14 protein-coding genes are annotated in these 14,622 nt (G+C 69.8%); 12 read left to right on the forward strand and 2 right to left on the reverse strand.

From position 1 onward, the window contains the following. Positions 1-164: 164 nt before the first annotated feature. Positions 165-1,667 (reverse strand): serine hydrolase domain-containing protein, encoded by a 1,503-nt coding sequence (locus ACQZ13_RS14550; RefSeq protein WP_431053061.1) that lies wholly within the window; start codon positions 1,665-1,667, stop codon positions 165-167. A 303-nt stretch (positions 1,668-1,970) separates the two neighbouring features. On the opposite strand from ACQZ13_RS14550, the gene ACQZ13_RS14555 reads away from it, so the two are divergent. After that, a complete protein-coding gene (locus ACQZ13_RS14555; protein WP_431053063.1) occupies positions 1,971-2,333 on the forward strand; it encodes a hypothetical protein in 363 nt (120 codons plus the stop codon). Positions 2,334-2,373: 40 nt separating this feature from the next. Here ACQZ13_RS14555 and ACQZ13_RS14560 read toward each other — a convergent pair whose 3' ends face one another. Beyond that, a complete protein-coding gene (locus ACQZ13_RS14560; RefSeq protein WP_431053065.1) occupies positions 2,374-3,318 on the reverse strand; it encodes a LysR substrate-binding domain-containing protein in 945 nt (314 codons plus the stop codon). A gap of 165 nt (positions 3,319-3,483) precedes the next feature. Between ACQZ13_RS14560 and ACQZ13_RS14565 the strand changes: the two genes are divergently transcribed. From ACQZ13_RS14565 to ACQZ13_RS14615, 11 genes are all read left to right on the forward strand, one after another. Beyond that, entirely contained in the window at positions 3,484-4,557 is a 1,074-nt protein-coding gene (locus tag ACQZ13_RS14565; protein WP_431053067.1) for a tartrate dehydrogenase, read from the forward strand. A 206-nt stretch (positions 4,558-4,763) separates the two neighbouring features. Continuing rightward, a complete protein-coding gene (locus tag ACQZ13_RS14570) occupies positions 4,764-5,768 on the forward strand; it encodes a Bug family tripartite tricarboxylate transporter substrate binding protein (RefSeq protein WP_431053069.1) in 1,005 nt (334 codons plus the stop codon). Between the two features lie 83 nt (positions 5,769-5,851). Then, positions 5,852-6,322, forward strand: coding sequence for a CesT family type III secretion system chaperone (locus tag ACQZ13_RS14575; protein WP_431053071.1), 471 nt, complete (start codon positions 5,852-5,854; stop codon positions 6,320-6,322). A gap of 278 nt (positions 6,323-6,600) precedes the next feature. Beyond that, positions 6,601-7,404: a hypothetical protein gene (locus ACQZ13_RS14580; protein ID WP_431053073.1), complete on the forward strand. Its 804-nt coding sequence runs from the start codon at positions 6,601-6,603 to the stop codon at positions 7,402-7,404. Between the two features lie 111 nt (positions 7,405-7,515). Then, a complete protein-coding gene (locus tag ACQZ13_RS14585; protein ID WP_431053075.1) occupies positions 7,516-8,295 on the forward strand; it encodes a DeoR/GlpR family DNA-binding transcription regulator in 780 nt (259 codons plus the stop codon). After that, positions 8,292-8,900, forward strand: a complete 609-nt coding sequence (locus ACQZ13_RS14590; protein WP_431053077.1) for a hypothetical protein — start codon at positions 8,292-8,294, stop codon at positions 8,898-8,900. The genes ACQZ13_RS14585 and ACQZ13_RS14590 overlap by 4 nt, the downstream gene beginning before the upstream one ends. A gap of 113 nt (positions 8,901-9,013) precedes the next feature. Beyond that, complete coding sequence (locus tag ACQZ13_RS14595; RefSeq protein WP_431053079.1) at positions 9,014-10,003, forward strand: LacI family DNA-binding transcriptional regulator; 990 nt, start codon at positions 9,014-9,016, stop codon at positions 10,001-10,003. 42 nt (positions 10,004-10,045) lie between these two features. Further along, positions 10,046-11,311, forward strand: coding sequence for an AGE family epimerase/isomerase (locus tag ACQZ13_RS14600; protein WP_431053081.1), 1,266 nt, complete (start codon positions 10,046-10,048; stop codon positions 11,309-11,311). Beyond that, positions 11,304-12,230 (forward strand): carbohydrate kinase family protein, encoded by a 927-nt coding sequence (locus ACQZ13_RS14605; protein ID WP_431053083.1) that lies wholly within the window; start codon positions 11,304-11,306, stop codon positions 12,228-12,230. Before ACQZ13_RS14600 ends, ACQZ13_RS14605 begins: the two co-directional genes overlap by 8 nt. A gap of 149 nt (positions 12,231-12,379) precedes the next feature. Then, a complete protein-coding gene (locus ACQZ13_RS14610) occupies positions 12,380-13,591 on the forward strand; it encodes an ABC transporter substrate-binding protein (RefSeq protein WP_431053246.1) in 1,212 nt (403 codons plus the stop codon). A gap of 94 nt (positions 13,592-13,685) precedes the next feature. Next, positions 13,686-14,594, forward strand: a complete 909-nt coding sequence (locus ACQZ13_RS14615) for a hypothetical protein (protein ID WP_431053085.1) — start codon at positions 13,686-13,688, stop codon at positions 14,592-14,594. Positions 14,595-14,622 lie beyond the last annotated feature (28 nt).

The raw sequence follows: 14,622 nt of genomic DNA on the forward strand, positions 1-14,622 counted from the left end.
TGCAGCGGGTGACGCAGAAAGCGAGGGAGAAGGTGGCGGAGACGATCGTGTTCGATCCACGCGGCACGACGTCACCTTAGCCCGCGCGATGCCTCATCGCCCAGGCCGTGCGACAGACCGTCCGACGGGGCTCACAGGATGCAGCGGAGGGATGCCGGACAGACTCACGGCTCCCGCGGTGCGCGGGTGTTTCTGCCCGCCTGCCTGACGGTCAGCGCCGGCGCCCTGCGGTCGTCGCCTTCCCCAGGTTTTCCGGGATCGAACACGATCTCCAGCGGCGTGACCTTGGCGAAGAACACCAGCGGCGCTTTCGCGAAGAGCTCGAAGCCCTGCTGCCCGGTCGCGCGCGCGAACAGCCGCTCGCCTTCGGCATGCACGGTGATCTTCATCGACGGCGACAGCACATACACGCCTTCGAGCGGCTTGAGCTGTTCGGGCGTCAGCGTCACCGTGGCCTGGCGCGTCAAGGACATGTCCGCCGGCGGGATGGCCGGCTCCAGCAGATGCAGCGCCAGGTCCGCGATGCCCATGCCTGCGTTCGCGAGCGCCGCCGAGGCGTTTCCCTTGGCCGGATCCAGCCAGAGCGAGCTGCTGAAGCCGAAGGTCGCGCCGTCGTGATTGAACGCGATGCGACCGGGCAGCACGCCGCCGTTCCATGCGAGGCCGATGCCCGCACCCGGGACGTCGCGCGCGCCGTGCCGGCGCAGGCACAACGCGAACGCCTCCTTCAGCGGATGGTCGAACTGCCCGAGCGCTGCCTGCGCATAACGCGCCACCCCGCGCGTGCTGCCGAGCAGCGCGCCCGCGCCCGCCATCGCCGGGCGGAAGGTCCAGTGGTCGACCGGCTTGCCGGACTTGTCGTGTCCGTCGAGGAAGCGCCGGCCGGGCGGCGGGCTCAGGAAGATCTGGTCCGCGATGCCCAGCGGCACCAGCACGCGCTCGCGCAGCAGCGCCGCGTAGTCGCGCTGCTGCAGGAAGCCGAGCGCCTGGCCGAGCAGGCCGAAGCCGAGGTTCGAATACTCGTACGCGGTGTCGCGTGGCCGGGTGGCCTTCCAGTCCGACAGGAACGCGGCCATCTGCGTCCAGTCGTAGGCGGCATAGGGGTTGCCGTCGTCCGGACGGACGATCAGGTTCGACGGCAGGCGCGGCAGTCCCGAGCGCTGCGTCGCCAGATCCACCCAGCGCAGCGGCGTGTCCTGGCTGTCGCGCAGCCGGAGACGGTCGGGCAGGGCGGCCTCGACGGGATCGTCGAGCTTGATCAGGCCGCGGGTCACCGCGTCCGCGAGCAGCAACGCGGTGAAGGTCTTCGTGATCGAGCCCAGCTCGAACAGCGCCTGCGGATCCGGCACCGGCCCGCGGGCGCTGGCGCCGCTGAAGATGGTCACGCCGTCACGGATGCGCATCGCCGCGAGCGCGACACCTTCGTACTTCAGCCGTTCGGCGAGCAGGGCGCCTTCAGGGCCCTCGTGCTGAGGCTGATCGCGAGTGGATGCCGCTGCAGTGCTGGCGGCCACGGCGGCCACGGCGGCCACGGCGGCGCTTGCCGCTCGGTCAGCGGAGGGCGCGGGCGACGATGCCTGCGCGAAGGCGCGCCATGGGCTCGACAGGCCTGCGGTGGCCAGTGCCGCGGAGGCGCGCAAGCCGGCGCGACGCGTGATCTTGGGCATGTGAGGGCTCCCTGGATGCAGGTCCCTCCGACGCCACCTGCTGGGGCCGAGGACCGTGTGTCAGACGAGTGTAGGACGGGGCCAGGCGTTGCCTCCATCCCCCAATGGGGCCACCGTCGCGAGCGATTCACACCCCCATCCGGATGATTTTTCTCGCCATCCTTTGACGCGCCGCAACGAGATTCCAGATTGAGACCGACTGATGGGGGAAGAGGGTCCGTTTTCGATTTTGGGCGCGATCGGCGGTGGCAGAGTGGCTCTCCATGGCGGGCGGGGGTCCGCTGTTGATCGAGGAAAAAGATGATGCAGATGAATCCCTATGAGAGCGGCGCCGCCGAACGCGTCGCAAGGACCGATACCGAGATGGCGGCACGTGTCCAGGCGATCGAGGCGGTCCTGCCGACGCTGGCCACTCGTGCCCAGCTGGAGCAGCTTCGCGGAGAAATGAAGGAAGGCTTCGGCGAGCTGCGCGCGGAAATGAAGGAGGGCCTCGGCGCTCTCCGCGCCGATATGTACAAGACCCATGGCGACCTTCGCGTCGACATGCGGGTCATGATCGCGAGCGCCATGAAGTGGTCGATCGGCATGGCGGTCAGCCTGGCTACGCTGGGCGTCACCGTCATCGTTGCGATAGCGCCGCTCATCACGACGCGCCTGCATGGTTGAACGCCGATGATCCGCGTCGCTGCGGCGGGCGGGGAGCCGATCAACCCGGCTTGCCCAACGCCTTGGCCAGATGCGCCACAAACTGCCTCACCCGCGCGGTGCCCTGGACCCGCTGCGGGTAGACCGCATAGATGTCTGCGTCGGGCGTCTCCCACTCCGGCAAGACCTGGACCAATCGACCGCTCGCGAGATAACGCGCGATGTCCCATTCCGCGCGCATCAGGATCCCGTGGCCGTCGAGCGCCCAGTTCACCGCGATCTCGCCGTCGTTCGTCGTCAACGCGCCGCGCGTCTTCACCGCTTCGGTGACCGTCTTGCGGCCGCGCTTGGAAGACAGCCGCCACAGGCCGTACGCCTCCTCGCCTTGACGGATGCCGATGCAGTCGTGCCGGACCAGTTCCGCCGGCGTCTTCGGCGTCCCGTGTTTGCTCAGATAGGCCGGTGAGGCGCACAGCAGACGCCGGTTCGGTGCGATCCGCCTTGCGATGACCCGCGCGTCCGGCGGCGGTCCGAAACGGATGCAGACATCGAAGGCGTCCTCGTGCAGCGGCGGCGGATTGACCGACAGCTGCAGCTGCACCTGCAGCTTCGGATGCTGGCGCACGAACGCCGAGATCAGCGGCGCGATGTGCGTCCGCCCGAATCCCAGCGTCGCGTTCACGCGCAGCAGGCCGCTGGCCGTGCCGCCGCTGGCGCTCATCACCTCCTGCAGATCGTCGATGGACGCGAGGATCCGCCGGGCGTGCTCCAGGTAGAGCTCGCCTTCCTGCGTCAGGCTCATCCGCCGCGTGGTCCGGCTCAGCAGCGCCGTGCCCAGCCGGCTCTCCATCTGCGTCAGATGCTTGCTCACCGCCGCCGTGGTGACGCCGAGCTCGCGCGCCGCCGCGCTCAGGCTGCCGGCGCTGCACAGCGTGGAGAAGAAGCCCAGGTCCGCCGGCGCGATGGCGTCGGCGGCGGCGACGCGCGGCGAGGTTCTTGAAGCCATGGCAGGGGCCTTGCGGATTGTTGAATCCAGGTTGAAGACGGGTTGACTTTAGCCGCGATCCGGCAGGCAGGGCCCTCCTAGAGTCGGTGCAGCAGTTTCCCGACATCACCTGCAATCACGTGCAATCACCTGGAATCACCTGGAATCACCTGGAGACCGACCCCCATGAAGACCTATCGCATCGCCACCATCCCCGGCGACGGCATCGGCAAGGAAGTGATCCCCGCGGGCCGCGAGGTCCTGGAGGCGCTGGCCGCGACGACCGACCGCTTCCGCTTCGAGTTCGAGGACTTCGGCTGGGGCGGCGACTGGTACCGCGCGCACGGCGAGATGATGCCGGCCGACGGCCTGGCGGCGCTGCGCGACAAGGACGCGATCCTGTTCGGTTCCGCCGGCGATCCCGACATCCCCGACCACATCACGCTGTGGGGCCTCCGGCTGAAGATCTGCCAGGGCTTCGACCAGTACGCCAACGTGCGCCCGACCCGCGTGCTGCCCGGCATCGACGCGCCGCTCAAGCGCTGCGGGCCCAAGGACCTCGACTGGGTGATCGTGCGCGAGAACTCGGAAGGCGAATACGCCGGCGTCGGCGGCCGCGTCCACCAGGGCCATCCGATCGAGGCGGCCACCGACGTGTCCATCATGACCCGGACCGGCGTCGAACGCATCATGCGCTACGCGTTCAAGCTGGCGCAGTCGCGGCCGCGCAAGCTGCTGACGGTGATCACCAAGAGCAACGCGCAGCGCCACGCGATGGTGATGTGGGACGAGATCGCGGCGCAGGTCGCGGCGGACTTCCCCGACGTGACCTGGGGCAAGGAACTGGTCGACGCGGCGACCGCGCGCATGGTCAACAAGCCCGCGACGCTGGACACCATCGTCGCGACCAACCTGCATGCGGACATCCTCAGCGACCTCGCGGCGGCGCTGGCCGGCAGCCTGGGCATCGCGCCCACCGGCAACATCGATCCGGAACGCCGCTATCCGTCGATGTTCGAGCCCATCCACGGATCGGCCTTCGACATCATGGGCAAGGGCCTGGCGAACCCCGTCGGCACCTTCTGGTCCGCGGTGATGCTGCTGGAGCACCTCGGCGAGCACGACGCCGCCGGACGGCTGATGCGCGCGATCGAGGCCGTCACGGCGAATCCCGCGCTGCACACCGGCGACCTCGGCGGCAAGGCGAAGACGACCGACGTCACCGCCGCCGTCGTGGCGGCGCTTCGCCAACCCCGCTGACGCTCCTGACTTCCACCGCCGCTGGCCCTCACCCCCGCCCTCTCCCGCAAGCGGGAGAGGGGGCCACCCCAGTGCTCCTGAGTCGAATGGCTCGGTGCATTCTCACTCCCTCTCCCGCTTGCGGGAGAGGGCGGGGGTGAGGGCTGCGGTCTCACGCAGTACCACCCTTCGAATGGCCGTCAGAGCCATCGACCAGGAGACAAACCATGAGCCAAGTTCCGACCTCCTTCCGCCGTCGGCTGCTAATCGCGGCCTCGGCGATCGCCGCGGCCGCCGGCGCGCTCGGCATCGCGTCACCGGCGCTCGCCCAACCCTGGCCCGCCAAGCCCATCACCCTGATCGTGCCGTTCCCGGCCGGTGGAACGACGGACGTCCTGGCCCGCGCGCTGGCCGAGAAACTCCAGCAGAGCCTGGGCCAGCCGGTGATCGTCGAAAGCCGGCCCGGCGCCGGCGCCACGCTGGGCGCCGACTACGTCGCCAAGGCCAAGCCCGACGGCTACACGCTGCTGATCGGCGCGGTCCACCACACCATCGCGAGCAGCGTCTACAAGAAGCTGCCCTACGACTTCCAGAAGGACTTCGTCCCCATCACCGGCATCGCGCTGGTCCCCAACGTGCTGGTCGTCAACGCCAGCCAGACCTCCGCCAAGACGGTGCAGGAACTGGTCGCGCAGCTCAAGGCCAAGCCCGGCGGGTGGACCTACGGCTCCAACGGCAACGGCACGGCGCAGCACCTGATCGGCACGCAGTTCCAGAACCTCACCGGCACGACGCTGCTGCACGTGCCCTACAAGGGCAGCGGGCCGCTGGCCACGGACCTGCTCGGCGGCCAGATCCAGATGTCCTTCGACACCGTGACCCCGGTGCTGCCGCACATCAAGGCCGGCAAGCTGCGCGCGCTGGCGGTGACCACGGCCCGGCGCTCCAGCGCGCTGCCCGACGTGCCCACGCTGGAGGAGGCCGGCCTGAAGGGCTTCGACATCGGCACCTGGTTCGGCGTGCTCGCGCCGGCGGCCACGCCCAAGGACATCGTGACGAAGCTGAACACCGAAATGGTCAAGGTCCTGCAGGCGCCCGAGTTCCGCAAGCGCATGGAGGAGATAGGCGCCGAGACCACCGGCGGCACCAGCGAGCAGCTGGCGACGCAGATCCGCAATGAGACGGGCAAGTTCGCGAAGCTCGTCAAGGAAGCGAACGTGCAGATCGAGTGAAACGCAAATAGAGGGGAGGCCTGCTCATAGAACATCCCGGGGAGCTTGGCGACTGACACGGTTTTCCACCCTGCAGCCTCGCCATGACCGATCCGTCCACAAGCTCCGGGCGTTTCAGCGAACTTCTCGCCGCCCTGTCCAAACGCACCGCCACGCCGCTCGAAGCCCGGGACGGGCTGCTGGTCCTGATCGATGCGGGGGAGGCCGTCCAGCTCGTCGCCGAGATGTCGGAGGCCGGCGATTCGGTGGTCCTGGTGGCGCGGGTGATGGCCATCCCGCAGGAAGACACGGGCGGCGCGCTGGCCTTGCGACTGCTGCGCTTCAATGCGGACCGCGCGGCGCTGGACGGCGCCGTGATCGCCGCGGACGGGCTGCGGCGCCAGTTCGTGCTGATCCGGGAGTACCCGCTCGACGACGACGCGGAGGGGCTGGCCGATCGCATCGAGGCGCTGATGGACCTGGCGGCGATCGTGCGCTCCGATGCCGCCGGCGATCGGTCCTTCGGCGCCGGAACCGCCGCGCTGCTGCTGCGCGCCAGCCGGGGTGCGCGATGAGTGCCGTCACGTCCTCCACGTCGAACGTCGCCTGGACCCCCACGGCGACCGCGCCCGACAGCGAACGACCCCGGGCGTGGTCGCAGTCATCGTCGCCGTCGAAGACTTCCTCGGGACTGACAGGTCTGCGCCAAGGCGGTGGAGCCTCAGAGGGTGTCGGCGGACTCCATCGTCGGGGGGCGATCCGCCGGCGCGATGGCGCACGGCCGGGCGCCGCTCCCCTGAAGACGTTGAAGCAGCCGCCCCTGCCCCGGACGGGACACTACGAGCGAGGCGAGATGCCGACCGACCCGATCTCGCTGGCCCGCTTGCGCAGCGACGCGCTGCTGGCGAGTTATCCCTATCACCGCGACCAGAAGGCACTGACGGACGGCTGGGTGCTTGCGGACGACACGGCCGCGTCGCTGCGCGAGCAGATGGGCCTCAAGAACGCCGGCGTCCAGGCCGGTTCCGGAGCCATCGTCGACCGCGACAGCGGGCTGGCGGCGGTGCTGTTCCACAACCGCGGCCAGCGCGAGCTGGTGCTCTCGTTCGGCGGCACCACGGCGGGCAAGAAGACCGGCTCGACGCTGTCGGAACGCTCCAGGCCCGGTCGGAATTTCATGTCGACGCTGTCGCAATGGGGTGCGAATCTCTACGCCGGTCTCGGCGGCACGCCCAAGAGCTATCGCCAGGCCCGGACCCTGCTGGCGACAGTGCAGGAACTGGCGGCGGGCAATCCGGCGTTCCAGGGCTTCACCGTTCGTGTGGTCGGTCATTCCAAGGGCGGCGGCGAAGCGATGTACGCCGCCTTGAGCGCCGGGACGCCGGTGCCGGTCACGGCGTTCTGTCCGGCCCATCTGAGCGACCGCCTGGTCAAGCAGCTGCCGCCCGGCAACCTGGCACGCGCCAAGGACCTGGTGCAGAGCTTTTCTCCGACGGGCGATCCCGTCGCGGGCCTGCGAGGCCTGCTGCCGGGCCTGCACGGTGTGGGCGTCGGATACCACTTCGACGGCATCGCGGGGAGCAGCGCGATGAACCTGCACGACCAGTTCCATCGGCACGTGCTTCACCACTGCGACGGTGCTCCAGGGCGGAGCTGAAAACGGAACTGAAGGCGTCGCCGTCGGTGACGGCGAATATTGAAAATCGTGCATGAATGTGCATGAACGATTGAAAACGTGCAAAATCGCGTTTCACCTTGCTGGGACGCCATGTCGCTCGCCGATCTTCCTCACGCCCGCCGCCGCGTCATCGCGGAGCGGCTCTCCGCCGGTCAGGCCGTGGTCGCGGCCGATCTGGCGACCGAATTCACCCTGTCCGAGGACGCCATCCGCCGCGACCTCCGCGCGCTGGCCGCGGACGGCCTGTGCCGGCGGGTCTACGGCGGCGCGGTGCCGATCGCGGCCAACGACCGGCCGCTCGCGGCGCGGATGAAGGAGGCGCCGGTACGCAAGTCGGCATTGGCGCGGGCCGGCGCGGCCACCGTCCGGCCGGGCGAGCTGGTGTTCCTCGACACCGGCAGCACCAACCTCGCGCTGGTCGAGTTCCTGCCGGAAGACGCGGATCTGACGGTCGCGACCAATGCGGTCGACGTGGCCGCCGCCGTGCTGCGGCGTCAGGACCTGCGCCTGCTGATGATCGGCGGGGAGGTCGATCCGCATCTGGGCGGCTGCGTCGACGCGGCGGCGGTGGACAGCCTGTCGCGTCTGCGCGTGGATCGCGGCTTCGTCGGCGTGTGCGCGCTGTCGATGAGCGACGGGATCCTGACGACGCACTTCCGGGAAGCCGCGTTCAAGCGCACGCTCGTCGAGCGCAGCCGCCACGTCGTCGGCCTGGTCACCAGCGACAAGCTGCAGGCAGCGGCGGCCCACCGGGTCGCGGGGTTGGAGGCGCTGCACACGATCGTCATCGAGCGCGATGCCGGCGCGGGCGTCCTGAAGGCGCTGCGCAAGGGCGGGGCCGAGGTGCTGCCGGTCGATCCGGCGGGATGAGCGCCTTGGACGACGGCTGGTCCTTTTTGGAGTCCGCCGGGGATCGGCCGGAAGCGCGACTGGCCGTGCGCCTGGCCTTCATCGTCGCCGGCTGCGGGATCGCCAGCGTCCTGGCGCTCCTGCCTTGCCTGGCGCATCACCTGGCACTCGACGCGGCGGAGCTCGCCACAGCCGTGCTCTCGCTGACGGCGGGCGCGTGGCTCGGCGCCCGGGGCCTGGGCGCCGGATGGTCCCGGATCGGCGCGCGGCGGCAGGTGCTCGTCGCCGGCCTGGGGGCGGCGCTGCTGCCGCCCGCGGTGGCGTTCGCGGGATCCCCGGCCTTGCTGGCCGCCGGCCTGTTCATGGCCGGTGTCGTCGCCGGCGCGCTGGACGTGGCGATGCAGGCGTCGGCCGAGGCGCTCGCCGTGTCGATCCGCCAGGGCTGCACGCGCGCCCTCCGGGCGATCTATGGCTTCGCGGGCGCGGGCGGCGCGCTCGTGACCACGGGACTGCTGGCGGTCGGCTTCGAGCCGCCGCTGGCGGCCGCGCTGGTCGCCGCGCCCATGATGATCGCCGTCGTGGTGGCGTGGCCCTATCTGCCGGAGGCGCCAGGGCAGGGGCGCTGAACACGGAGATCGAGGTCGGGAAGGTGATGTTTAGCGCGGCGGCCTAAACACTTGGGAAACTCGCGGGACTTTGTTGACCCCTGAAAAGGGCCCTCCAAGAATCGCCGCAACCCATGAGCAGCATCACCATCCGCGATATCGCCAAGGCGTCCGGCCTGTCCATCGGCACCGTCTCGCGCGGGCTTCGCAACCAGTCCGGGCTGTCGGAGGAGACCCGCCAGGTCGTCCGCGACACCGCCGTCCGGCTGGGCTACGACTTCGCGCAGCTGCGCAAGAACAAGGTCCGCCGCATCGGTTTCCTGCTGCACAGCCAGCACAACACGCTGGCGTCCAGCCCGTTCTTCTCCGCCGTGCTGCACGGCGCGGAGCAGGTCTGCCGACGCGAGGGGTTGTCGCTGTCCTTCATCGTCGCCGGTCCCGGCCAGCCGATCGTCGAGCAGACCCGCGGGCACCAGCTGGACGCGTTCCTGTGCGTCGGTTATTTCGAGCCCGAGGTGCTGGACACGCTCAAGCGCAGCGGCAAGCCGACGGTGCTGGTCGACCTGCACCGGCGCGGGATGACCTCGGTGAATCCAGACCACCAGCACGGCAGCTTCCTCGCGACCAGCCACCTGCTGCGCAGCGGCCGGCGCACGATCGGGCTGATTTCCGGATCGCCGGCCCACTACAGCCTGGAGCAGCGCGCCCGCGGCTACCGGCGCGCGCTGTTCGAGGCGCAGGTCCAGGCCGATCCCGATCTGGAGGTCATCGCGCCGCAGCTGGGCGACGGCGAAGCCGGCGTCATCGCCGCGATGCGCGTGCTGCTCGAACGCCGCAAGCGGCCCGACGCGGTCGTCTGCTTCAACGACAGCGCGGCGCTGGTGGCGATGCGTCAGTGCCTGAACGAGGGACTGCGCATTCCCGAAGACATCGCCGTCGTCGGCTTCGACGACATCGGCGGCGCCTCCGTCGCCCATCCGCCGCTGAGCACCGTGCGCGTCGACAAGGAATCGCTGGGCGCCAAGGGTGTGGAGCTGCTGCTCGGCACGCCGGCGGACGAGCCGCTCGAACTCACGCTGCCCGTGGAGCTGATCGTGCGCGACAGCACCAGCAGCAACGACTGACCCTCATCTCCCCATTTTCCCCTCTCCCCATCCCCTCATCGCATGACAGAGACCCCATCTTCAGTGAAGCGCGATCTGCCCGACTTCCGTTCCCGCGCGGTGCTGCTGACCCACGCGCGGCACACGATGGACTTCTACCATCCGCGCGCCATCGACCCGAGCGGCGGCTTCTTCCACTTCTTCAAGGACGACGGCACCGTCTACGACGCGCATCAGCGCCACCTGGTCAGCAGCACGCGCTACGTCTTCACCTACGCGATGGCGTACCGGCGCTTCGGCGACGCGGCCTACCTCGACGGGGTGAGGCACGGCGTGCGTTTCCTGCGCGAGGCGCATTTCGACGACGCGCTGCGCGGCTACGCCTGGCTGCTGGATTGGCGTGACGGCAAGGCGGAAGTGCTGGACGCGACGCGCCATGCCTACGGCCTGGCCTTCGTGCTGCTGGCCTATGCGCATGCGGCGATGGCCGGCGTGGACGAGGCGCGGCCGTGGATCGCCGAGACCTTCGCGCTGATGGAGGAACGCTTCTGGGACGAGGCCGCCGGCCTCTACGCCGACGAGGCGAGCCCGCAGTGGCACGTGCTGTCGCCGTACCGCGGCCAGAACGCCAACATGCATGCGTGCGAGGCGCTGCTGGCCGCCTTCGACGCGACGGGCGAGCGTCGCTACCTGGAGCGCGCCGCGCTGGTGGCGCAGCACATCACCCGCCGCCAGGCGGAACGCTGCGGCGGCCTGGTCTGGGAGCACTACGACGCGCACTGGCAGCCGGACTGGCTCTACAACCGTGACGACCCGGCGAATCTCTTCCGTCCCTGGGGCTACCAGCCGGGCCATTTCACCGAGTGGACCAAGCTGCTGCTTCAACTCGAAGCGCGCAGCGAGCACCTCGACCAGGACCTGAGCTGGGTGCTGCCGACGGCGACCAAACTGTTCCTCGTGGCCGTGCGCCGCGGCTGGGACGCCGAACACGGCGGGCTGTGCTATTCGCTGGCGCCGGACCTGAGCATCTGCGACGCGGACAAGTACTTCTGGGTGCAGGCCGAAAGCGCCGCGGCCGCCGCGCGGCTGGCCGCGCGCACCGGCGACACCGTCTACTGGGACTGGTACCAGCGCCTGTGGGCCTACAGCTGGACGCACTTCGTCGACCACGCGCATGGCGCGTGGTACCGCATCCTCGACGGCGAGAACCGCAAGTACAGCGACGAGAAGAGCCCGGCGGGCAAGGTCGATTACCACACGATGGGCGCGTGCTACGACATCGTCGACGTGCTGGACGGCGTGGGCATGCGGGGTGCGGATCATGCGTGACGCGCCCGAACTCCTGTGCATCGGCGAGGCGCTGACCGACATGCTGCAGCAGGCGCCCGACCAGTGGATCAGCCGCGTCGGCGGCTCGACCTGGAACGTGGCGCGCGCGTTGGCGGCGCTGGGCGGGCGCACCGCCTTCGCCGGTGCGGTGAGCCGAGACCTGTTCGGCGACGAACTCGTGCGTGCGAGCGCCGCCGTCGGCCTGGACACCCGGCTGATGCAGCAGGTCGACCGCGCGCCGCTGCTGGCCATCGTCGAGCAGGGCGAGCCGCCGCGCTACTTCTTCGTCGGCGGGGACAGCGCCGATCTCCACTTCGATCCGGACGCGCTGCCCGCCGGCTGGTCCGGCCAGGCGCAGCGCGCGCACTTCGGCGGCATCAGCCTGGCGCGCGAGCCGCTGGCCTCGCGGCTGGTCGCGCTGGCGGAGCGCCTGAAGGGGCAGGGCGTGTCCATCAGCTACGACCCCAACTTCCGCAACCTGATGGCGCAGGGCTATGAGCCGACGCTGCGCCGCATGTGTGCGCTGGCCGATGTGATCAAGGTGTCCGACGACGACCTGCGCGGCCTGTTCCCCGGATTCGAACTCGACGACGCGATGACGCGGCTGCGCGCGTTCAATCCGGAGGCGCTGTACCTGCTGACACGCGGCGGCGGCGTGGCCTACCTGTCGCGCGGCGACGCGGCCTGCATGGCGCGCGCGCCCGCGGTGACCGTCGCCGACACCGTCGGCGCGGGCGATGCCGCGGTCGCGGGACTGCTGCACAGCCTGCACCGGCATCCGGAGCGTCCGTTGCGCGCGCACCTGCACGCGGCGCTCGCGGCCGGCTCCGCCGCCTGCCTGCATCGCGGCGCCACGCCGCCGGAGGCGGCGACCGTGCAGCGCCTGTTCGACCAGCTTCAAGCGGAAGGGGTTGCCTGACCTTCCATCCCGTCGATCAACGACAACCACTCCATCCCCGGAGACAAGAGGAGACAACGATGAAGACAACGATGAAGACATCGATCAAGAAGACGACGAACACCCCGTGGACCCGCCGCGCCCTGCTGGCCGCCGCCGCCCTGGCGACGATGGCGGTCGCGGCCGGCCCCGCGCACGCCGGCGACCTGGAGGTCCTGCACTGGTGGACCAGCGGCGGCGAAGCCAAGGCCATCTCCGGCCTGAAGGACCAGCTGCAGGCCAAGGGCCACAAGTGGAAGGACTTCGCCGTGGCCGGCGGCGCGGGCGACGCGGCGATGACGGTCCTGAAGTCGCGCGCCATCTCGGGCAACGCGCCCACGGCCGCGCAGATCAAGGGCCCGTTGCTGCAGGACTGGGCGGCCGAGGGCATGCTCGCCAACATCGACGACGTCGCCAAGGCCGAGCACTGGGACGACCTGCTGCTGCCGGTGATCAGCAACATCGTCAAGTACAAGGGCCACTACATCGCGGTGCCGGTCAACGTGCACCGCGTCAACTGGCTGTGGATCAACCCCGAGGTGATGCGCAAGGCCGGCGTGAAGCCGCCGACGACCTGGGACGAATTCTTCGTCGCGGCCGACGCGCTGAAGAAGGCCGGCGTGACGCCGCTGGCGCACGGCGGCCAGTCCTGGCAGGACTTCACCACCTTCGAGACCGTGGTGCTGGGCACCGGCGGGCCGGAGTTCTACCGCAAGGCGCTGATCCAGCTCGACCCCGCCAGCCTGAAGAGCCCGACGATGGAGAAGTCGCTGACGACCTTCCGCCGCCTGAAGGCCTACACCGACCGCAACGCGCCGGGCCGCGACTGGAACCTCGCCACCGCGATGGTGATGAAGGGCGAGGCGGCCATGCAGATCATGGGCGATTGGGCCAAGGGTGAGTTCCTCGCCGCCGGCAAGACGGCGGGCAAGGACTTCCTGTGCGTGCCCGCGCCGGGGACGGCCAAGTCCTACACCTTCAACGTCGACTCGTTCGCGATGTTCAAGGTCAAGGGCGACGCCAACCAGCAGGCGCAACGCGACATGGCCTCGGCCATCCTGTCGCCGGCGGTGCAGGAGTCCTTCAATCTCGAGAAGGGATCGATCCCCGTGCGCAAGGGCGTGAGCCTGGCCAAGTACGACGACTGCGCCAAGGCCTCGGCCGCGGACTTCGCCGAAGCGGGCAAGGCCAACACGCTGCTGCCCTCGATCGCGCACGGCATGGCCGTCCGTGCATCGGCCGAAGGCGCGATGAAGGACGTCGTCAGCCAGTTCTGGAACAGCGACTCGATCACGCCGGCCCAGGCGATGGATCGGCTGGTGACGGCGTCGAAGACGCAGTAAGCGACGTCTTCGGGGGCGAGGCGTTCGCTTCGCCTTCGCGGCGATCTCCGGCGGGGGGAGGTCCAGACTCGGTCCTCCATCCTCCGGAGACCCCATGGACGAGGTGCTCATCGATACGGTCCTGCCCCACGACCGCGCCGACCGCGCGGACGTGGACCGCTGGCTGTGGGACGGCTACCGGCGCATCGACGCGATGCCCGATTCGCCGCGTCGCCGTCGCGCGCACATGGCCCATGTGCTGGACTCCCAGCATCGCGTGCTCGCGCTGATGCCCAAGGACGACGAGGACTCGTCGACGGAGGAGCGCGCGCGCCAGCTCGCGCTGATGTCCTACGGCACCGAGCGCTGGCTCGCATTGCTCGCGCAGGTGCGACTGCGCCATCGCGACCGCGTCGCGCGACGCGAGTACGCGGCCGGGCAGGCCGGCGATGCGCCGTTCCGCGACGCCGACCACGGCGTCGTCCACGTCGTGGACGTGCTCGATCGCGCGGAGGCGTTCGCCGACATCGACCCCTACACCGATGCGCGCGTCGGTCGACGCGCCCGCGCCGAGCAGGCGCTGCGCCTTCTGGAACCGCGTCTCATCGAGGCCGCCGACCTGCGCTCGCCGCAGGAAGCCGCGCTCATCGGACAACGCGGGCTGTTCGCGCGCCGCGACATCGCGGCCGGCACCTGCCTGGGCGTGTACGGCGGCCAGCTGCTCGACGAGGTCGACCTGTTCCTGCTCGACGACGACCGCTACCTGATGTCGGCGTCCGATCCGATCGGCTCGGTGGCCGTCAACGGCGAGAACCTGCTGTCGCTGATGAACACCTTGTTTCTCTTCGACGCGCAAGGCCGTCCCTGCGGCCATCCGGCCGCCGGCTACAACGTGCGCGGCGAAGCCTTCGCGGTGCGCCTGCGTCACGGCTGGACCGCACGCATCCACGCGTTCCGCGCGTCGGAGGACATTCCCGCAGGTCGTGAGTTGCGCTGGAACTACGACCTCGGCGGTCCGCGCTGACATGACCAAAGTTGCACCACGTGCGCGC

The sequence above is a fragment of the Roseateles sp. L2-2 genome (assembly GCF_050613215.1).
In the GTDB taxonomy this organism is placed as follows: Bacteria; Pseudomonadota; Gammaproteobacteria; order Burkholderiales; family Burkholderiaceae_C; genus Roseateles; species Roseateles noduli.